This window comes from Benzoatithermus flavus, assembly GCF_037908215.1.
GTDB lineage: Bacteria > Pseudomonadota > Alphaproteobacteria > Geminicoccales > Geminicoccaceae > Benzoatithermus > Benzoatithermus flavus.
This window is the reverse complement of the sequence record NZ_JBBLZC010000009.1, coordinates 46296-65359: the sequence shown is the minus strand read 5'-3', so window position 1 is coordinate 65359 and position 19064 is coordinate 46296. Positions and strand designations below refer to the sequence as shown.

13 protein-coding genes are annotated in these 19064 nt (G+C 69.7%); 5 read left to right on the top strand and 8 right to left on the bottom strand.

Going from position 1 to position 19064, the window contains the following annotated elements; genetic code table 11:
- Positions 1–5: 5 nt before the first annotated feature.
- The gene (locus U1T56_RS10805) at positions 6–1337 is read right to left on the bottom strand and encodes a glycosyltransferase (RefSeq protein WP_418159481.1); all 1332 of its coding nucleotides are present in this window, start codon (positions 1335–1337) and stop codon (positions 6–8) included.
- A 294-nt stretch (positions 1338–1631) separates the two neighbouring features.
- Here U1T56_RS10805 and U1T56_RS10800 point away from each other — a divergent pair, with 294 nt between their 5' ends.
- Positions 1632–2243, top strand: a complete 612-nt coding sequence (locus U1T56_RS10800; RefSeq protein WP_418159480.1) for a glutathione S-transferase — start codon at positions 1632–1634, stop codon at positions 2241–2243.
- Between the two features lie 266 nt (positions 2244–2509).
- Here the strand turns inward: U1T56_RS10800 and U1T56_RS10795 are convergent, their stop codons facing one another.
- From U1T56_RS10795 to U1T56_RS10765, 7 genes are all read right to left on the bottom strand, one after another.
- Positions 2510–2800, bottom strand: coding sequence for a hypothetical protein (locus U1T56_RS10795; protein ID WP_418159479.1), 291 nt, complete (start codon positions 2798–2800; stop codon positions 2510–2512).
- A 298-nt stretch (positions 2801–3098) separates the two neighbouring features.
- A complete protein-coding gene (locus U1T56_RS10790; protein ID WP_418159478.1) occupies positions 3099–3299 on the bottom strand; it encodes a hypothetical protein in 201 nt (66 codons plus the stop codon).
- Positions 3300–3371: 72 nt separating this feature from the next.
- The gene (locus tag U1T56_RS10785) at positions 3372–4577 is read right to left on the bottom strand and encodes a pyridoxal-phosphate-dependent aminotransferase family protein (protein ID WP_418159477.1); all 1206 of its coding nucleotides are present in this window, start codon (positions 4575–4577) and stop codon (positions 3372–3374) included.
- A gap of 45 nt (positions 4578–4622) precedes the next feature.
- Positions 4623–5624, bottom strand: coding sequence for a TAXI family TRAP transporter solute-binding subunit (locus tag U1T56_RS10780; protein ID WP_418159476.1), 1002 nt, complete (start codon positions 5622–5624; stop codon positions 4623–4625).
- Positions 5625–5673: 49 nt separating this feature from the next.
- Positions 5674–6996, bottom strand: coding sequence for an AmpG family muropeptide MFS transporter (locus U1T56_RS10775; protein WP_418159475.1), 1323 nt, complete (start codon positions 6994–6996; stop codon positions 5674–5676).
- 149 nt (positions 6997–7145) lie between these two features.
- Positions 7146–7652, bottom strand: coding sequence for a polysaccharide biosynthesis/export family protein (locus U1T56_RS10770; protein ID WP_418159474.1), 507 nt, complete (start codon positions 7650–7652; stop codon positions 7146–7148).
- Between the two features lie 241 nt (positions 7653–7893).
- Positions 7894–9156, bottom strand: a complete 1263-nt coding sequence (locus U1T56_RS10765; protein WP_418159473.1) for an outer membrane beta-barrel protein — start codon at positions 9154–9156, stop codon at positions 7894–7896.
- A 358-nt stretch (positions 9157–9514) separates the two neighbouring features.
- Here U1T56_RS10765 and U1T56_RS10760 point away from each other — a divergent pair, with 358 nt between their 5' ends.
- The 4 genes from U1T56_RS10760 to U1T56_RS10745 all read left to right on the top strand — a co-directional run bounded on the left by U1T56_RS10760 (position 9515) and on the right by U1T56_RS10745 (position 19056).
- The gene (locus U1T56_RS10760) at positions 9515–10318 is read left to right on the top strand and encodes a metallophosphoesterase family protein (RefSeq protein WP_418159472.1); all 804 of its coding nucleotides are present in this window, start codon (positions 9515–9517) and stop codon (positions 10316–10318) included.
- A gap of 307 nt (positions 10319–10625) precedes the next feature.
- Positions 10626–12782: a mechanosensitive ion channel domain-containing protein gene (locus U1T56_RS10755; protein ID WP_418159471.1), complete on the top strand. Its 2157-nt coding sequence runs from the start codon at positions 10626–10628 to the stop codon at positions 12780–12782.
- Positions 12782–14665, top strand: a complete 1884-nt coding sequence (locus tag U1T56_RS10750) for an autotransporter assembly complex protein TamA (protein WP_418159470.1) — start codon at positions 12782–12784, stop codon at positions 14663–14665. Before U1T56_RS10755 ends, U1T56_RS10750 begins: the two co-directional genes overlap by 1 nt.
- Positions 14666–14679: 14 nt before the next feature.
- Positions 14680–19056 carry a translocation/assembly module TamB domain-containing protein gene (locus tag U1T56_RS10745; protein ID WP_418159469.1) on the top strand — a complete coding sequence of 1459 codons (4377 nt, stop codon included), beginning with the start codon at positions 14680–14682 and terminating at the stop codon, positions 19054–19056.
- The last annotated feature ends 8 nt before the right edge of the window (positions 19057–19064 follow it).

Here is a 19064-nt window from a genome sequence, read left to right as displayed (position 1 = left end):
TCCGGTCACGCCTCGGCGACGTCCGGCACCGCCGCCTCCTCCCCGAACAGCACCTCGAGATAGCGACGCACGGCGCGCTCGACCGAGAACGCACGGGCCCGTCCCTTCAGCACCTCGCGCGGCAGAGGATGATCCAGCACCTGCTCGATCGCGGCCGCGATTCCCTCGACGTCGCCGACCGGCACGAGCGGCCCGAAGCGGCCGTTGTCGAGGATCTCCATGGGCCCGCTCGGGCAGTCGGTGCTCACCACCGGGCAACCCGTGGCCATGGCCTGGATCAGCACACCGGGCAGACCCTCGTAGCGCGAGGACAGCACGAACAGGGCCGCACGCGCCATGTAGGCGAACGGGTTGGCGGTGAAGCCGGGTGCGTCCACGTCCGTGCCGACGCCGAGCCTTTCCGCCAGCGCCTTGATCTCGCCGCGGCGCAGCTCGGTCTTGGCCGCGTCCTTGGCCGAGCCGAAGATGACGAGCCGCGCCCGGCGCCGGGCGCGCACCTTGGCGAAGGCTCGGATCAGCGTCGGGAAGTCCTTCTGGTCGGACAGGCGTCCCATACCCAGGATCACCGGCGGCTGATCCGGCGCGAACCAGGGATGGTCGACCGGCTCGGCGACGAGCCGCTCGATCTCGGGCCCCACCACGGGATTGTAGATCGCGGTGATACGCTGCCGCGGGATGCCGGTGAGCTTGGCCAGATCGTCGCCCAAGGCTTCCGAGACGGACACGATCACGTCGGCCTGCTGGTAGGTGCGGTGCATCAAGGGTGGAAGGAAGCGGTTCCGCCAGAGATCCGAGGTCGGCAGGACCTGCGACGGCACGGTGCGCTCGCTGATCAGGAGCCTGGTCGGGACCCCGGCGAGCCGCTTGGCCCAGACCGCCTCGAGGTTCTGATGCGGCGCTGCGGCGAGGAGCGCGTCGGGGCGCCGCTCGCGCAGATAGCGGGCGAGGTCGGCGAGATAGACGAGCGTGCGCGCCGGGCGGCGGGTCAGCAGCACGGGCAGCAGCAGGCGCGGCAGCCCCAGAGGATCGGCGAGCAGCGGCAGGAGCCGTGCCACGAGGCGCGAGTTCGGCCGGAGCGGGTGGACGCCGAGCTGCGGCGGCACCATCGCCTCGAGCTCGCCCTCGACGTGGTAGACCACGAGATCGACCTCGTGCCCGTGAGCGCTGAAGGCGGCGGCCAGCGCCAACGTCATCTTCTGCACGCCCCCGCCGCCGAGGTCGGGCATGAGCACGGCGATCCGCCGCCGCGAGGCCGTGCGCACGGCACCGGGTCGGCGCACGTGCGCCACGGGGACGGCGCCATCGGTCGCGGTCAGGGCCGCAGCCTTCAGGGTCATGGTCGGGGGCTGGTCCGACCGGCTCGGGATCCGGTCCTCACCGCGCATCTCATCTCACTACGGCCGCGTATCCGTTCTCGATTCGGGGCAACGATCCGCCACACCGTGTACCTGCCGGGTGTGGGGTCTTACGGCCACCAGTGATGCCGACCTGTAGGAGTAAGGTCCAGCCCAAATCCGAAGCGGCCTCCTTCAACGCGCACGAGCTTCCGCCGTTTCCGGGCCACCCTCGCGTTCGGCCTTCCGTCCCGCTAGAAGAAGTGCAGCCTCGAACCATGCGCTCGGAAGCCTGTCATGAAGCTGCACTCGAACCCAGCCTCGCCCTTCGGCCGCAAGGTCAAGGTGACGGCGATCGAAACCGGTCTGTTCGACCGGCTCGAGATCAACAACGTCCAGACCAGCGCGGTCGGCCCCGATCTCGGCCTCGTCGCCGACAACCCGCTCGGCAAGATTCCCTGCCTCGTCCTGGACGATGGCAGCGCTCTCTACGATTCCCGCGTCATCTGCGAGTATCTCGACACGCTGCACGGTGGCGCGCGCCTGTTCCCGGCCGAGGGGCCCGCGCGCTGGACGGCGCTGCGTCTGCAGGCCCTGGGCGACGGGATCATGGATGCTGCGATTCTCGCCCGCTACGAGACCTTCCTGCGGCCCGAGAACCTGCGCTGGCCGGCCTGGGTCGACGGGCAGCTCGACAAGGTCGTCCGTGCCCTCGACCGACTCGAGGCCGAGGCCGACGAGCTGGGCAAGCGCCTCGACATCGGCACGATCGCCCTGGCTTGCGCTCTGGGATATCTGGATTTCCGCTTTGCGGCCATGAGCTGGCGCAGCACCCGGCCGAGGCTCGCCGCCTGGTTCGAGCTGTTCGCCGCGCGCGAGTCGATGCTGCGCACCCTGCCTTCTGCCTGAACGAAACAGGATGAGCGCCGGCCCGGGATCGAGAAACCGGGCCGACGCCAATCTTTCCATTACCTGGGATGGATCCCTGCCAAGAGCAGGGCAATGAACATTCGGCTGCTCGAAATAACGGCCTCGCGTCTGCGTGGCCCACTATTGCTCACCATCAATGTGCCGCCATCAAACCATCGGGCAGCCTGCTCCGCTGTGAGAAAACTCACAAAGCTGCCATCCTCCATCCGGCCATGGTTGGCTGTGGCAGATGTGCAACGCTGGCCTCAGCGCCCGCGGGGCTCGCGGTGGACCTCGATCACCTCGTAGCGACCCTCGATCACGTCGGGCCGCCCGCGTGGTGCAGGCGCAGGTCGTCTGGTGCTCGTGCCGAGGAGCAGCTTGGCGACGAGCCCGCCGACGAGCGCCACCGGCACCAGGATCACGAGGAGGCTCGCCATCGCGATCAGGACGGTGAGCACGAAAACGGCCCCTACGGCCGCGAGCGCCCAAACCTTCCAGGGCTGCAGCCGGACCATGCGGACATCGAAGCTTCCGCGCCGAAAGCGCTCGTGCATGGCGTCATCTCCTTTGCCGCCCAAGAAGTGGGGAAAGGGCTCCCGAGCGCAAGCGGGAGCGCCGTCACACCTGCGTCAGACCGGCGCGGTCCTCGACCACGCCGGTGTCGGGCTCCTATCCGGGGCGCATCCTGCGCCTGAGAACGACCTCATGGCTCCCGCGATGATCGGCGGGGACGATCCCGTCTCGCGACGAGCCCGCCACGGCAGCGCGTCTCGTCTGCATCGGCCTTGGCGGCATCGTCGGGCTCAAGCGCGTGGGGCAGGGGTGAGATAGGGCCCGCCGCCTCGTGACCCTTTACTGCTTGCTGCTCTGCGAGGCGTCGGTATCCGAGATGGTTCGGGCACCGGTCGGCGGATGCTCGTGGGAGCGTGGCGCCGTCGGACCCCGCCCACGCTTGCGGTAGTGCATCGTTCCGTAGATCAGGATGACCGCCAGGATGATCGTGCCCAGCACGATCACGATGTTCAAGGCGGCACCGCCGGTCCCGTCGTCCATGCCCGTCTCCATCGAGGTCGCCGTTCCCGAGCGATCAACGCGCCCTGAAAGCGACAGTTCCTCGGGCCGGGCTCAGTCCGGCGAGGCGGTCGCCGCGAGCCATGCCACGGCGGCATCCAGGCCACCCGGCCCGTAGGGGATGCCGCAGACGCGCATCGCCACCTCGATCCCGGCGAGAGCGCCCAGAACGGTAGGCGCGTTGAGGTCGCCGAGATGGCCGATGCGGAATGCCTTGCCCGCGAGTTCGCCGAGACCGGCGCCGAGCGAGATCGCGAGCGAGTCGCGGCAGACCCGGCGCAGCCGGTCGGGATAGGTCCCGGCCGCCGTCAGGACGGTGGTGACCGCGTTGGCCCGCTCGGCCGGGTTCACCGCGTTGAGCGCGAGCGTCCCGGGCGCGGACCAGGCCTCGACACAGCGCCGCACCGCCTCGGCAAGGCGCCGATGGCGGGCGATCACCTGCTCGAGCCCTTCCTCGAGCAGCATGTCGAGCGCCTCGCGCAGACCCCAGATCATCTGCACGGGCGGGGTACCGTGCCACCACATGTAGGACTCCGGGCCGCGCCGGAACTGCAGGTCCCAGTAGCGCCGCGGATAGCGGCAGCGCTCGGCCACCGCCATGGCTTTCCGGCCGACCGCGAGAAAGGCCAGCCCTGGTGGCAGCATCAGCCCTTTCTGCGAGGCGGCGAGTGCCACGTCGATGCCCCAGTCGTCCATCGCGAACGGCTCGACCGCGAGCGAAGCGATGGCGTCGGCGAAGAAGAGAGCCGGATGCGCCGTCCGGTCGAGAGCGCCACGGATCGCCACGAGGTCGCTGCGCGTTCCGGTCGCGGTCTCGGTGTGCACCGCGAGCACCGCCTTGATCCGACGCTCGCGGTCCTCGGCGAGCGCCTGCTCCACCGCGGCGACGTCGGCGGCCCGCCGCCAGTCGGCCGGCAGCTCGATCACCGAAAAGCCCAGCCGCCGCGCCATCTCGGCCCAGGAGCGGGAGAACTGGCCGGTACCCGGCACCAGCACCGTGTCGCCCGGCTCGAGAAAGTTGACGAGCGCCAGCTCCCAGGCACCGTGGCCGTTGGCGGAGAAGGCGAACACCTCGCCCTCGGTCGCGAACACCCGGCCGAGATCGTGCAGGCACGAGCGCGTCAGCGCCGCGAACCGCGGCTCCGCGAAATCGTTGCCCGCCCGTTGCATCGCGCGCAAGACCCGCTCGGGCACGGGTGTCGGTCCCGGCAGTTGCAGAAAATGGCGGCCACGCTCGATACGGCCCGGCTTGTCCGGCATCGTTTCCCTACTCGATCCTGTTCGTGGAGGGGTTGGGCCACCCGTTCAGCGTACGGCCGGGCAGGCCTCGAGCTTCAGACCCTGCTCGCGGTAATAGCGCTGTGCGCCCGCATGGATCGGCGCGAACACGCAGTAGCGGACGATATCCGCCTTCTCGATCGGTGCGAAGGCCAGATGCAGGGTCTTGAGCTCGGCCAGGTTGTCGAACACCGCTCTGGTCACCTCGTACACCACCTCGTCCGGCGTGCCGGCGGGGGCCACGAGCGTCGCGCGCACGCCGACCGTCTCGGTCGGATTCGGGTTGTTCGGGTAGAGGCCACCCGGAATGAGCGCCGAGACGTAGTAGGGATGCCGCTCGATCATGGCCTGTGCGAACGCGAAGCTGATCGGCACGAAACGCGCGTTGCAGGCATGTGTCGCCTCCTGCAGGCTGGGCGAGGGATTGGCGCCGACGACGGCGATGGCGTCGACATCGCCCCGGCAGAGCGCTGCGGCCTGGAGCGAGCTCTTGATGTCGGGGAAGGCCCGGAAGTCCCCGGCCGACCAGCCGCGTGCCGCCATCAGCCGCCGGAAGGTCACGTCGGTACCCGAGGCTGGGGGGCCGATGCTGAGCCGCTTGCCCTTGAGCTCGGCCAGCGACGGCACCGGGCTGTCGCCGCGCGTCATCACCACGAACGCCTCGGTCACGAGCGAGAACAGCGCCCGAACGCTCCTGTCCGGCCCGGTGCCCGCGAACGGGCCGGTGCCGGTGACGGCGTAGTAGAGCGAATCGCTCTGCGCGATTGCGAGGGGAACGTGGTCCCAGCGCATGTCGATCAGGTTGCGCACCGAGCCGTTGCTGCCTTCCGTCGTGCAGTCGATCGGGTGCTGCGGCGGGTGGTCCTTGAGCAGCCGGCAGATCGCTGCTCCGATCTGGTAGTAGACGCCGGTGACGCCGCCGGTCGCGATCGCGAGTGGGTAGGGTTGGGTTTCGGCGGCCCGCCCATGGCTCACGAGACCGAGAGCTGCCAGCGAGGCGAGAAGAAGGCGGCGGAGCGTGACATCCATTCCCGTCGTTCCTCGGTGATGCCAGCGCCGACGATACCGGCCGCGAAGCTCAGGCACGGCCGGGTCGCGCTACCGCGGCCGGCGTTCCCAGGGTGGCGGGGGCACGCTCGAGCCGACGCTGCAGCCAGAGCAGGAGCAGGAGCCCCGGCACCGCTGCGAGCGTGGTGAGGACGAAGAATCCGACCCAGCTTGTGCTGTCGGCGAGCAGGCCGCTGCCGGCCGCTAGCGTGGTGCGGGCCTGCGCCATGAAGGAGGAGAGGAGCGCGTACTGGGTCGCCGTGTAACTCAGGTTGCAGAGCGAGCCGAGATAGGCGACGAACGCCGCCGTCCCCATGCCGCCCGCGAGGTTCTCGGCCGAGATGGTGAAGGTGAGCATGGCGAGGTCGTGCCCGATCCAGGCTTGTGCCACGAACACGAGGTTCGAGAGCATCTGGATCAGGCCGCAGATCCACAGGCCCTGGATCACGCCGCGCCGGTTGACGACGATGCCGCCGAGAAAGCCGCCCAGAAGCGTGGCGACCAGCCCGTAGCCTTTCACGATCGTCGCCACCTCGGTCTTGGTGAAGCCGAGCTCGACGTAGAACGGGTTGGTCATGGTGCCGAGCAGCGCATCGCCCAGCTTGTAGAGCATGATGAACAGGAGGATGAGGAGTGCCGTGGCGATGCCATTGCGGCGAAAGAAGTCCGCAAAGGGCTCCACCACGGCCTCCTTCATCCAGTCGGCCAGCCGGCTCCGGCTCCCGGTCGCGGCCATGTCCGATCCTCTGGGCTCGGGCGAGAGCAGCACGGTGATCATGCCGATGGCCATGCACGCCGCCATGGCGGCATAGGCCCAGAACCAGCCGACATGCTCGGCGATGACGAGAGCGCCCGCACCCGAGACCAGCATGGCGATGCGGTAGCCGATCACCACGACGGCGGCACCCGCACCCTGCTGCCGCTCCTCGAGCAGCTCGACGCGATAGGCATCGACGACGATGTCCTGGCTGGCCGAGAGGAAGGCCACGAGCACCGCGAACACCGCCATCCGACCGAGATCGTGCTGCGGATCGCATGCGCCGAGGCCCAGGATCGCGAGCATCAGGAGGGACTGGACGAGAACGAGCCAGCCGCGCCGCCGGCCGAGCAGGGAGCCCAGCACCGGCAGCCGTACGCGGTCCATCACCGGCGACCAGAGAAACTTCCAAGTGTAGGGCAGCCCCGCCAGGGCGAACAGGCCGATCTGAGCCTTGTCCACCTGTGCCTCGGCCAGCCAGAAGGTGAGGGTGGAAAGGGTGAGGAGGAGCGGCAGCCCGCTCGCGAAGCCCAGGAACAGGACGGCAATGACCCTGGGCTCCAGATAGACCCGAGACGCGCCGAGCCAGCTCTCCATGCCACCTCCCGTCCTCACGGCCGCCCGCCTGCGGCTCGTTCCTCGTGTGCCCCGATCTTAGGATCCACCCCCGCCGATCCTCAAAGCAAAAAGGCCGGCATCGCGGTGGATGCCGGCCCCGGCCGTCATGGTTCGTGACGAACCGTTGCCTAGAAGAACCGCTCCTGCACGGTGACGATGTCGCCCGGCAGGAGCGGCGTGTCGCCGCTGACCTCGCGGGTCTGCGAGTTGCTGCCGCCGCGCTGCAGGAGGAAGTTGCTCTGCTTGGCGCGGTAGGTGAAGCCGCCCGCCAGCGCCACCGCGTTCAGGACGGTCATGCCGTTGACGTACTGATAGGAACCCGGCTGCTTCACCTCGCCCAGGATGTAGAACGGCCGGTAGTTCAGCACCTCGACGCTCACCTGCGGATCGACGAGGTAGCCGTCCTTCAGCTTGTCCGCGATCTTCTGTTCGAGCTCGCGCGTGGTAAGATTGTAGGCTTGGACCTCGCCGATGAGCGGCATGGCGAAATTGCCGGCGCCATCCAGCGTGAACTCGCCCGAGAGATCCTCGTGACGGAACACGACGAGGCGGATCTTGTCGCCCGAGCCCAGCCGATAGGCCGAGCTGAGCTCCTGAGCCGCGGCCGCAGCGGCTGCCGGAGATGGCGACGCCATAGATGCTGCCGGCGGTGGCGGTGGTGAGCTCTGACATGCGGCCAGGCTCAGAGCCAGCACCAGGAAGGCCGCCACGCGTCTCAACGTTGGTCCGAACATGCTCGACCTCCACGCTTCTGCCCCGCCGGCGGCAGCATCGGGTTCCTGCTGCCGCCCGAGATGGCGTGCTTAGTAGGGGGATCGCAGGTGTCGGGCAAGGGAGCGCCACGACACCTGCGGCTATGTTGCTCGGCGGCCCGGCTCAGAGGCGGGCCGTGATGCCGAGCCGGACGAGGCTCCGGCTGTAATCGGCATCCGTGCTCTCGGAGTCGCGGGTCGAGAAGCGGTAGGTCGCATCGAGCGACAGGTGTCGGTTGATGAGGTAGGTGACACCGGCACCGGCCTGGAACGTGTTGTCCGTGCGATCGGTGCCTTCGAAGTCGTCGCGGATGAAGGCCGCATTGGCGTTCAAGAGCACGTTGCGCAGGAGCTCGTGCGTGACGTCGATGCTGACCGCCTTCTCGAAGTCGGCCGTGGCCGGATCGCCGTCGACGACGACGGTAGTCTCCTGGACTTCGCCGCGGGCCTCGAAGATGATCGAGGTGAGCGGGGTCACGTTCCAGGTGAGCTTGCCGCTGCCGCCCAGACCCCCCACCGAGTTCAGGCTGTCGTCGTCGTACGTGCGGTGGGTGTAGCCCGCCGCCAGCTCGCCGAACAGGATGCCGGTGATGTCGATCTCGGTGCCGGCCCGCAGCGCGTAGCCTTGCGAGTTGCGGTCGACACCGGCGTCGTTCGGGGTGTTGTCGTAGCGCCGGACGTCGTAAGCGCCCTCGAAGAAGCCGGAGAAGCGCTCGGAGATGTTGTAGCCGAGCCGCAGCCGGCCGCGATACTGGTTGCGGTCGCGATCGTCCTCGTTGATGTCGCCGTTGTCCTCGAAGTCGAACCGGGTAATGTCGCCGCCGATCAGGCCGTAGAACCGGTTGAAGTTGTGGCGGTAGTTCAGCCGCAGCACGTCCTGCCAATATTTCGTGACGTCCTCGCCACGGCCGGTGGAATCGGGAGACGAGCGGTCCTCGTGCAGGCGACTGACACCGAGCGCGCCCGAGAGCGTATCGTCGCGGGTGATGTCGAGCCGTCCGTTGGCGTCGGTGAAGAAGTCGAGATAGTTGTTGCTGTCGTACTGATCGTAGGCCGCACCTTCCGCACCGACCGTGAAGTTCAGCTGATGGCGGCTGAAGTCGGACTGCGCGGCGATGCGCGGCGCGATGGTCGCGAAGAAGTCGTCCTTTTCGTCCCGCTTCGTCGCGAACACGTTGGAGTCGTAGGCACCCTCGACCGTCAGCGAGGGATAGATGAAGTAGCTGCCGGCATGGATGCCGATCGGATCGTAATCGGGGCGGCTGCGCTCCTGCACCGTCACGTTCGGGCTGGGCTCCTCGCCGGACTGTGCGGCGACGATGGAGGGCGTGCACAGCGCCGTCGTCAGCGCCAGCCAGATCGGCAATCTATTCAGCTTGGAGTTCATGCTACCTCCGAACGCGACATCCCTTGGGACCCAGCACAGCGCACGAGCAGATTTGCTTTTCACGCCGACCCTGCGACGGCGTGCCGCCTACTTGCCCACGCCGTCGCATGCCCAGTTGATAGAAACTATGATAGGCGAATTTCGCCTCTATGGCGAGCCCGACCGGCTCGGGGCACGTGACGTGAGTGATAATCGAGAGCGCGCAGTTGTGACAACAGGCCCAGCATCGATGCCGCACCCACCTCTGGCGCGTGTCGAACTTCCGCGGCATATGTCGCGCAGATGCAACATGAGAAGGCACAGTTGCCATAAGGCGGCTAGGACTCAACTCCAAGAAGCTGTCAGGGCAGCCTAGGCGATGTTGAAGCGCCTGTTCCAGCGGTCCCGGGCGAGCCTGCCGAGCGAGCCGACCATAGCGGGGCGACCACCGGCCGTGCCGCGCGGCCTTCGCGCCTACGTGGTCGGCGACATCCACGGCCGGCACGATCTGCTCCAGATGATGGAGCGGATGATCGTGGACGACGTGCGCGAGACCGGCCGTCATCTCGACTGCATCGTGGTACATCTGGGCGACTATGTCGATCGCGGTTTCGAGAGCAGCAAGGTCGTCGAGCACCTGCTGCAGGTGCCGGCCGATGGTCTCCCTCGGGTCCATCTGCTCGGCAACCACGATCTGTGGCTGCGCGAGTTCCTGAACGCTTCCGACCAGAGCCCCGAGGCGGCGGCGAGCTGGCTGCGCTTCGGCGGCGACGCCACGCTCCTGAGCTACGGGGTCAAGCTCGATCTCAAGAAGCCCGAGCCCGAGCGCTTCGTCGATGCGCGGCTGCAGCTCGAGAACCGCCTGCCGCCCGAGCACGAGGCCTTCCTCGCCGAGCTCGAGCTCGCCTTCAGCCTGGGCGACTATTTCTTCTGCCATGCCGGGATTCGGCCCGACCTGCCGCTCGAGCGCCAGAGCGAGGCCGAGCTCTTGTGGATCCGCGAGCCGTTCCTGAGCTGGACCGGGGATTGCGGCAAGATCATCGTTCACGGGCACACGGTCGAGGAGACGCCGGTGGTGCGCTCCAACCGCATCGGCATCGACACCGGCGCCTGCTGGACCGGCCGGCTCACCTGTCTCGTTCTCGAAGGCACCGGCCGGCGCTTCCTGCACACGGGCCGCTGACCATTCTTGCTGTCCTCCGGGTCTCCTTTCCGGCAATTCAGCCGGATTTCACCGGGGCTCCGGTTGCCCGCGAGCGTGCCGTGACGTAAACCCCCGTCCATGGCGACTTCGGTCCGTCAGGGAGGACGTGAAGCTGTCCTACGGCGCACTGCGGGGACTGACGGCGGCAGGAATATTCTGCCTGCTCGGGTGGGCGGCCGTAGCGCAGCCTGCCGTCTCCCCGACCGACCCGGCGATGTCCGCGGCACCGCCCGCATCGCCCGTCCCGGCTCCTTCCGTAGCGCCTCCGCCTGCCGACGCCGCGTCGATGCTGCCCAAGCCGCCATCGGCCGCAGCACCGGCGCCGCCGGCGCCCGCCGACATCGAGGCGCTGATCGCGGTGCTCCAGGATCCGGCGGCGCGCGACCGGCTGGTCGCTCAGCTCAGGGCGCTGAGCGCGGCAGCGCCAGCGGAGAAGGGCGAGGATGCGATCGGCGATGCGCTGGCGTCGGTGAACCAGGCGATCGAGCAGCGGGTCGATGTCGTGAGCAGCGCTCTGGTCGACCTGGTCACCTCGGTCCGGCAGATCCCGATCCTCGTCCGCTGGACCTGGCTGCAGCTCAGCGAGCCGATCAGCCGGGAGCTCTGGTGGTCGATAACGCTCCAGGCGGGTACTGCGGTGCTCGCGGGCTTCGCGGCGAGCCTCGTGGTCCGGCGTCTCCTGCGCGGTTGGCGCGACCGGCTCGGTGCTTTGCCACTCGCTGCCCGGTCGGCAACCAAGGTGAAGGCGTCCCTGGCCTGCCTCGCCGTCGATCTCGCGGCGCTGCTGACCTTCCTCGTGGTCACTTACCTCGCCCTCGCCTACGGCGACGTCTCCCTCCTGGCCCGGCGGGTGGCCGGCGACGTCCTGATCGCCATCGCCTGCGCGCGCTCGCTCACCGCGCTCGGCAGAGCGCTGCTCGCCGCGAAGGACGCCCGCCGTCGTCTGCTGCCGCTCGCCGACGCCGCGGCACGGCGCGCCGAGCGCTGGGTGTCGCTGCTGACGGGCCTCAGCTTCTACGGCTATTTCGGCCTGCGGGTGGCGCGGACGCTGGGCCTGCCCTGGACGGTGCACGGCTTTCTCCTGCACGTCCTGCTGTTCACGCTGGTCGTGCTCGTGATCACCCTGATCTACCGCCTGCGCACGCACGTCGCCGGAACGATCGAGCGGTGGGGCCGCTCCTCCACCTCGGTCTTCGCCCGTTTCCTGCCTTGGCAGATGCTCGCCGCCGCGGGCCATCATCTCCTCGCGGTCTGGGTGGCCCTCGTCTTCGTGGTCTGGGCCGTGGGCGTGCAGGATGGCGCGATGCTGCTCACGCGCGGGCTCGCGGTCACCGTCGCCGCCATTCTCGCCGTGCGCGCGTTCAATCTCTGGCTCGACTGGACGATTCTGCCGCCTCGGCCGGAGGCCGTCGAGGAAGGCGAGGAGATCGAGACGCGCCCGGCGGCACAGATGGCCCTCGTGACGCTGCTCCGCTCCGGCGTCGGTCTCGTGGCGCTGGCGCTCGTCCTGCAGGCCTGGGGCATCGACGTCGCCGGCTGGCTGCAGACCCAGGCCGGGCGGGCGGTGCTGGGCAGCATCGGCCGGATCGGCATCATCGTCGCCGTCGTGGCGGTGGCGGCGAAATCCGTCCAGGTCGTCGCGGCACGCTACATCGAGGCGACCGACGCAGAAGGCAACCTGATCTACTCCAACCGCACGCGCACCCTCGTGAGCATGGCGCGGAACCTCGCGGTGACGCTGCTGTTTGCCGTAGGGATCGTGGAGGTTCTGGCGGAGCTGGGCGTGAACACGAATGCGCTCCTCGCCGGTGCCGGCGTCGTCGGTCTCGCCATCGGCTTCGGCTCGCAGAAGCTGGTGCAGGATCTGATCACCGGCCTCTTCATCCTGGTGGGCGACACGGTGCGGGTCGGCGACGTGGTCGATCTCGGCGGCAAGGCGGGGGTGATCGAGGCGATCTCCATGCGGACGATCACGCTGCGCGACTACAACGGCAACGTCCATACCATTCCCTACAGCTCGATCGACGTCGTGACCAACATGACGAAGGACTTCTCCTTCGCCGTGTTCGACGTCGGCGTGGCCTACAAGGAGGACACCGACCAGGTGGTCGAGGTCTTACGCGAGATCGACAGCCAGCTCCGCCGCGAATGGCCCTACCGCCGCCTGATCCTCGAGCCCATCGAGATCGCGGGCGTGGACGCGTTCCGGGAATCGGCGGTGATCGTCAAGGCGCGCTCCAAGGTGCGCGCGGGCGAGCAGTGGAAAGTCGCGCGCGAGTTCAACCGCCGCCTGAAGAAGCGTTTCGACGAGCTCGGGATCGAGATTCCGTTCCCGCACCGGACCGTCTATTTCGGCGGCAGCCGCTCCGACAGGATTCCGCCCGAGCCGATCGAGGCGCTGCGGAACGAGCTCCTGGCCCGCCGCGCCAGTGCCGAGGGCTGATGCGGGCCCGCCGCTTCCGTGCCGCCCTGGCGTTCCTGGCCCTTCTTCCGGTCGTGGCCTGCGGTCCCAGCCGGTCCGAGCAGCAGCCGCTCGGCGCCGAGGGCGAGCCTTCGCCGACAGCACCGCCCGTGCCCTACGCGGTGCGCTTTCCTTCCGATCTGCCGCCCGATCTCGCGAAGCTGCTGCCGCAGGTCGCGGAGAGCGCTCGCGGCGTCGGCGAGCCGCCGACGAGCCGGCTCGCCATCCGCCAGCGCGCCGAGAAGGACGTGGGCCTCCTGCAGCAGGCCCTGCGCGCCGAAGGTTATTTCGACGCCACGGTGGACTTTCGCCTCGAGGATGCGAAGGAGGCCCCGCCCGAAGGCGTCGTCCAGAAGCTGGAGCGGGCCGGCGAGGCGGCACCCCAGGTCGTCCTCGTGTTCGAGGTGAGGCCGGGGCCGCGCTACCGTTTCGGGGGGATACGCGTCGAACTCGTCGACAACCCGGACGGCTATCCGGCACCGACTCCGGCCAGCCTCGGCCTCGTCACGGGCGAGCCCGCGCGCACGCAGGCCGTGCTCGACGCCGAGAGGACCATGCTCGATGCCGCCCGCAAGGCCGGGTTCGCGCTCGCGAAGCTGGGCGAGCGCGACGCCGTGGTCGACCACGCGGCGCGGACCATGGACGTGGCCTTGCGCCTCGATCCCGGTGCGCGCGCCACCTTCGGCGAGGTGAGCTTCACCGGTGCCGAAGGGATCGAGATCGGCTTTCTGCGCGGCCGTGTGCCCTTCCGGACCGGCGAGCGCTTCGATCCGGCGCTGCTCGACGAGAGCCAGACCAACCTCTTCGACACGAACCTGTTCTCGACCATCATCGTCAAGCCGGCAGAGCAGCTCGGCCCCGACAGGTCTCTCGACGTCACGTACGAGCTCCACCAGCGGCCGCCGCGCTCGATCGGCGCCGAGCTCGGCTACCAGACCGACATCGGGCCGAGTGCCCGCCTGTTCTGGGAGCACCGCAACCTCTTCGGCGGCGGGGAGCTGTTCCGGGCCGAGACCAATCTTTCGCAGCCGGACCAGAAGGCGAGCGTGGCGCTGACCAAACCGGACTTCCTGCGCACGCGACAGAACCTGCTCGCGAACGGTGCTGTCGAGCGCCAGGATCTCAAGGCCTACAAGTCGACCTCGATCGGGGCGGGGCTAGGGCTCGAGCGGGAGTTCAGCCGGCAGCTCAAGGGCTCCTTGGGCGTAGCGTTCCGCTATGCCGCGATCCAGGACCGGAACAAGCCCGAGGAGGTCTTCGGGCTCGTGTCCCTTCCGGGCTCGCTCGACTGGAACTTCGCCGACGACCGCTTCAATCCTACGCGAGGCGGAACCCTCCTGCTGACGGCGGCTCCCTATATCGACGTGCTCGGTCCTTCGCGCCGCTTCTTCAAGACGCGGTTCACCACGACGCGCTACCTCGAGCTTCTCGACGGTCCCGAGCTGGTTCTGGCCCTGCGCGGCTCGGCCGGCGCCATCTTCGGCGTCGCCACGTCGGACGTGCCGGCGGACGAGCGGTTCTATGCCGGCGGCGGCGGCTCGGTGCGCGGCATCGCCTTCCAGAAGGCCGGACCGCTCGACGAGCACAACGATCCCCGCGGTGGCCGCTCGCTCGCGGAAGGCAGCATCGAGCTGCGCTCCCGCTTCAAGAACGACATGGGCTTCGTTCTCTTCCTCGACGCCGGCACGGTGTTCGACACGCCCTTGCCGGGTGGCAGCGAGCGTCTGTTCTTCGGCGCCGGCCCGGGCTTTCGCTACTTCACGCCGATCGGTCCCGTCCGGGTCGATCTGGGCTTCCCCTTGAACCCGCGCTCGGGGGTGGACGAAGCCTTCCAGCTCTATATCAGCATCGGTCAGGCCTTCTGAGGAGGCGACCGGTCATGCTGCGCCGTATTCTCTGGACGCTCGCCGGACTCCTCACCGTTCTCGTGCTGCTCGCGGCAGGCCTTCTGGGCTTCGCCCAGACCCGCTCCGGCAAGGACCGGATCGCGCAGTTCCTCTCGCGCGCTTTTGCCACGTCCGAGCGACGGATCGAGCTTTCCGGCCTCGACGGCTTCGTGCCGTTCGACATCCGCCTCGCGAGCCTGCGCCTCGGCGACCGGGAAGGTGTATGGCTCGAGGCCCGCGACGTGCGCTTGGCGCTGACCCCTTCGGCTCTTCTGCGCGGGATCGTGCTCGTCCGCGAGGCGGGCGCGCGGCGCGTAGCGCTCCACCGCCTGCCACATGCCCCGGAGCCCCCGCCGCCACAGAAGCCCTTCAGCCTGCCGGAGCTGCCTGAGCTGCCGGGAAGCCTGCCGCGCGTCCTGCTGCAGCGGCTGTCCGTGGACGAGCTCGCGCTGGACCAGCCGGTCTTGGGCGAGCCGGCCACGTTCGCGCTCGTGGGCCAGGCCGGCACCGGCACGGATGGCCGGGCGGTCGAGGCGAGCCTGTCCTTGCACCGGACCGACCGGCCGACCGCGGCGGTCGATCTCGAGGCGGGGCTCGACCTTGTCGGCCATCGTCTCCGCCTCGACCTCGAAGGCAGCGAGACCGGCGGACTGCTCGCGGCGGCGACCGGCCGACCGGAGGCCGGCGCCCTGCAGGTGTCGCTCGCAGGGGAGGGGCCGCTTTCCGACTGGCAGGGCCGGCTCACCGTCGAGGCGGAGCATCTCGCCGGCACGACGCTCGCTCTCTCGCTCGCCTACGCGGAGGAGAAGCGGCTCGGCGTTCGCGGCCGGCTCACCGCCGAGCCTGGGCTGCTGCCACCCGAGACCGCGGATCTTCTCGGTGGCGGGATCGATCTCGTGCTCGCCGCTCGCGCGACCGGGCCGCAGCGGATCGCCCTCGAGCAGCTCCGGCTGCAGGTCGCGGACATGGTCCTGGACGGTGCAGGCAGCGCCGATCTCGCCGCCGATACCGCCGATGCCGACCTCACCCTGCACCTGCCCGATCTCGGCCGGCTCGGCGGCCTCGCCAAGACCCCACTCACCGGCAGCGGCACGATCCGGCTTCGAGCTTCGGGCCCGGTACGCCAGCCGGACCTGCGCCTGATGCTGGACGGCAAGGACATCGCCGCCGCGAACGCCGCCTTGCACGAGCTCGGTGCTGCCTTCGACATCGCCTTTCTCTCGCCGTTCGGCGAGGGCGATCCGGCGTTGCGCGTCGCCGGCCGGGCCGAGGCCGCGGGTCTGGTGCTCGGCGGCCAGGCGCTCGGCGAGGACGGCCGCGCTACCTTCGACTTCGCGGCATCCCTGCCGCGCGCGGGCGAGGCCACGCTGGAGCGTCTGGCGCTCCGCTCCCCGCTTCTCGAGCTGGATGGGCACGGCCGGGTCGACCCGAAGCGGCTCGCCGGTGCCTTCCGCCTCGATGCCGGCGTGCCCGACCTCGCCGCTGCCCTGCGCGCAGCGCTCCCGCCCGAGCAGGTGCCCCCGGATCTCGCCGGGGCGGTGCGGCTCGGGGCCGATGTGATGCTGGCCGACCGGGCCCAGCGGATCGAGGTGGCGCTCACCGGTGGCGGGCAGGGGCTGCACCTGCCCTCGGGTGCCGAAGCGCTGACCGGTCCGGCGCCGAACCTCGAGGCTCGGGTCTCGATCGAGCCCGGCTCTGCCGTTACGGTCTCTTCCCTGGTGCTCGCGGGCGAGGCCGTCCGCCTCGAAGGCGAGCCGCGCTACGGCCTTGCCGATCAATCGCTCGCCGGCACGGTGCGCCTGAGCCTGCCGGCGCTCGCCCGCCTCGAGTCGCTGCTGCACCGACCGATCGGCGGCCGTGCCGATCTCGGCATCGAACTCGGCGGCACGGTGCCGGCACCCGCCTTGCGGCTGCAGGGCGAAGCCAGGCCGTTTACCGTCGCGGGCGAAGCATTCGATCGGATCGGGCTCGCTGCGACCGTGCAGGGCGAGGCTACAGCAGCGGCAGGCTCGATCCGCCTCGCTGCCGAACGTGCGCGCGAGACGGTGACGCTCGCCAGCGATTACCGTCTCGCCGGCCGGCAGCTCGCTTTGTCCGGGTTGACGCTGGAAGGGCCGGGCACGCGGCTTTCCGGGAAGCTCGACGTGGCGCTCGACGGCCCGCGCGCCACCGGCGGCCTCGCCGGCGAGGTGCGGGACCTGGCGGCGCTCGCCGCCTGGCATCGGCAGAATCTCGCAGGTCGCGTGGCGCTCGACCTCGTGCTCTCGACCCCGGACGGTCGGCAGGACGCGCGCCTGCGGCTCGAGGCGACCGGTCTTGCCGGCGCGTTCGGATCCCTCCGATCGGCCCGGCTCGATGCTGCCGTTCAGGATGCGCTGGCGCGGCCGGCGCTGGACACACGGCTGGAGGTGCAGAGCTTCACCCGGCCCGGCCTCGGGGTCGAGACCGCCGCTCTCACCGCGAAGGGGCCGCTCGCCGACCTGGCGCTGAGCTTGCGAACGCAGGGCCGGCAGGGCGAGCAGCCGTTCCGGGTGAATTCGGCTGCGAAGATCGCGGCTCTGGCACCGCGCCGGACCATCACCCTGACGGCGCTCGCCGGCAGCGTCGCCGGCCAGGATATCCGCCTGCTGCGGCCGGCGACGGCGAGCCTCGGCGACGACGGCGCGCTCACCCTCGACCGTCTGGCTTTGCGCTGGGGTCCGGCGGAGCTGCAGGCGAGCCTCGATCTCGGCGGCGGACGGGTGCGGGCCGATGCCAGCCTCGCGGGCCTGTCGCTCGAGCTCCTGCACGGCCTGGGCGCTCCTGCCGTGAGCGGCCGGGCGAACGCCAGGCTGACGCTCGGCGGGCCGGCGCGAGCGCCGGAAGGCACGGCCGAGCTGCGGGTGCAGAATCTCGCCCTCGACCCAGCCGCGGCCGTCAAGCCCGATGCGGTGCTGGAAGCGCGGCTCGGACGCGGCCGGCTCGATGCGACCTTGCGCCTGAGCGAGCTCGGCGCGCAGCCGATCGTCGCCCGGGCGGACGTGCCCGCGACCCTCTCGCTCGAGCCTGCCGCCTTCGCTCTCGACCGAGCCGCACCGCTCACGGGGAGCATCCGCGGGCCCATCGATCTGGCGCGGGTCGCCCGGCTCGCCGCCCTCGACGGTGTTCAGACGACCGGCACCCTGCAGCTCGCCCTCGATCTCGCCGGCACGGTTCAGCGCCCCGAGATCGGCGGTGCCGTGGATCTCGCCGGTGGCAGCATGCAGGAAATCGGGAGCGGCGTCGTCCTGCGCGACCTCGAGCTCCATGCCCGCGGCCTCGGCCGGCAGATCGTGCTCCAGACGCTCGCTGCCCGCGATCCGACGGGCGGGCGCCTCACGGGTCGAGGCAGCGTGGCGCTCCTCGACGATGGCGGCGTGCGCTACGATGCCACGCTGCAGACGGAGAAGGCTCGGGTGCTCGACAACGGCCTCGGCACCGTCGTCCTCTCCGGCAACGTCGCCGCCAACGGCGATCTCGCCGCGGCTTCGGTCCGAGGTGCCCTCACGGTCGAGCGGGCCGATATCGCCATTCCCGACGATACCGGCCCCAAGGTGCCGGTCATCGAGGTCCGGGAGATCAACGGCAGTCGGGCCGAAGCCGGCCCCGACCTGGCGCTGCGGCCGGCCGGTCCGTCCTTCGATCTTCGCCTCGACCTCGCCATCGACATACCGGCCCGCTTGTTCGTGCGCGGGCGCGGGCTCGATTCCGAATGGGGAGGGAAGCTCCAGATCGAAGGTCCCGCGAGCGAGCCCGAGATCGTGGGCGCGCTCGAGGTCCGGCGCGGCTTCATGGACCTGCTCGACCGCCGCTTCACGATCAGCCGCGGCGAGATCAGCTTCGTCGGCAAGGAGCCGCCCTTGCCGATGATCGACCTCGAGGCCACCGCGAAGACGGTCGACATCCAGGCCGTCGTCAGACTCAAGGGGCCGGCCGCCGATCCCAAGCTTACTCTTGCCAGCGAACCCGAACTGCCGCAGGACGAGATCCTCTCGCGCCTGCTCTTCGGCCGCTCGGTGGCGCGGATCACGCCCGTACAGGGGCTGCGGCTGGCCAGCGCCGTGCGGCAGCTCCAGGGCGGAGGCGGGCTCAGCGACGTGCTGGGCGCGCTCCGCCGTGCCGTCGGCATCGACACGCTCGACGTGGAGAGCGGCGAGAAGCCCGGAGAGAGCACGGCGCGGGCGGGCAAGTACGTGAGCGACAACGTCTTCGTCGAGGTCGAGCGCGGGGTGCAGCAAGGCACCGGCAGGGCGCGGGTGCAGATCGAGCTCACCCCCAATCTCTCGGTGGGGACGCAGGTGACCGAGCAGTCGCAGACCGGCATCGGCCTACAATGGCGTTACGATTATTGAGCAAGAGA

What these genes read in the sequence shown, in the direction of transcription:
- U1T56_RS10790 (WP_418159478.1), bottom strand. Translation starts at nt 3,299, where the DNA reads ATGGACGACGGGACCGGCGGTGCCGCCTTGAACATCGTGATCGTGCTG.
- U1T56_RS10750 (WP_418159470.1), top strand. Translation starts at nt 12,782, where the DNA reads ATGCGGGCCCGCCGCTTCCGTGCCGCCCTGGCGTTCCTGGCCCTTCTT.
- U1T56_RS10805 (WP_418159481.1), bottom strand. Translation starts at nt 1,337, where the DNA reads ATGACCCTGAAGGCTGCGGCCCTGACCGCGACCGATGGCGCCGTCCCC.
- U1T56_RS10785 (WP_418159477.1), bottom strand. Translation starts at nt 4,577, where the DNA reads ATGCCGGACAAGCCGGGCCGTATCGAGCGTGGCCGCCATTTTCTGCAA.
- U1T56_RS10795 (WP_418159479.1), bottom strand. Translation starts at nt 2,800, where the DNA reads ATGCACGAGCGCTTTCGGCGCGGAAGCTTCGATGTCCGCATGGTCCGG.
- U1T56_RS10780 (WP_418159476.1), bottom strand. Translation starts at nt 5,624, where the DNA reads ATGGATGTCACGCTCCGCCGCCTTCTTCTCGCCTCGCTGGCAGCTCTC.
- U1T56_RS10745 (WP_418159469.1), top strand. Translation starts at nt 14,680, where the DNA reads ATGCTGCGCCGTATTCTCTGGACGCTCGCCGGACTCCTCACCGTTCTC.
- U1T56_RS10775 (WP_418159475.1), bottom strand. Translation starts at nt 6,996, where the DNA reads ATGGAGAGCTGGCTCGGCGCGTCTCGGGTCTATCTGGAGCCCAGGGTC.
- U1T56_RS10765 (WP_418159473.1), bottom strand. Translation starts at nt 9,156, where the DNA reads ATGAACTCCAAGCTGAATAGATTGCCGATCTGGCTGGCGCTGACGACG.
- U1T56_RS10800 (WP_418159480.1), top strand. Translation starts at nt 1,632, where the DNA reads ATGAAGCTGCACTCGAACCCAGCCTCGCCCTTCGGCCGCAAGGTCAAG.
- U1T56_RS10755 (WP_418159471.1), top strand. Translation starts at nt 10,626, where the DNA reads ATGCTGCCCAAGCCGCCATCGGCCGCAGCACCGGCGCCGCCGGCGCCC.
- U1T56_RS10770 (WP_418159474.1), bottom strand. Translation starts at nt 7,652, where the DNA reads ATGGCGTCGCCATCTCCGGCAGCCGCTGCGGCCGCGGCTCAGGAGCTC.
- U1T56_RS10760 (WP_418159472.1), top strand. Translation starts at nt 9,515, where the DNA reads ATGTTGAAGCGCCTGTTCCAGCGGTCCCGGGCGAGCCTGCCGAGCGAG.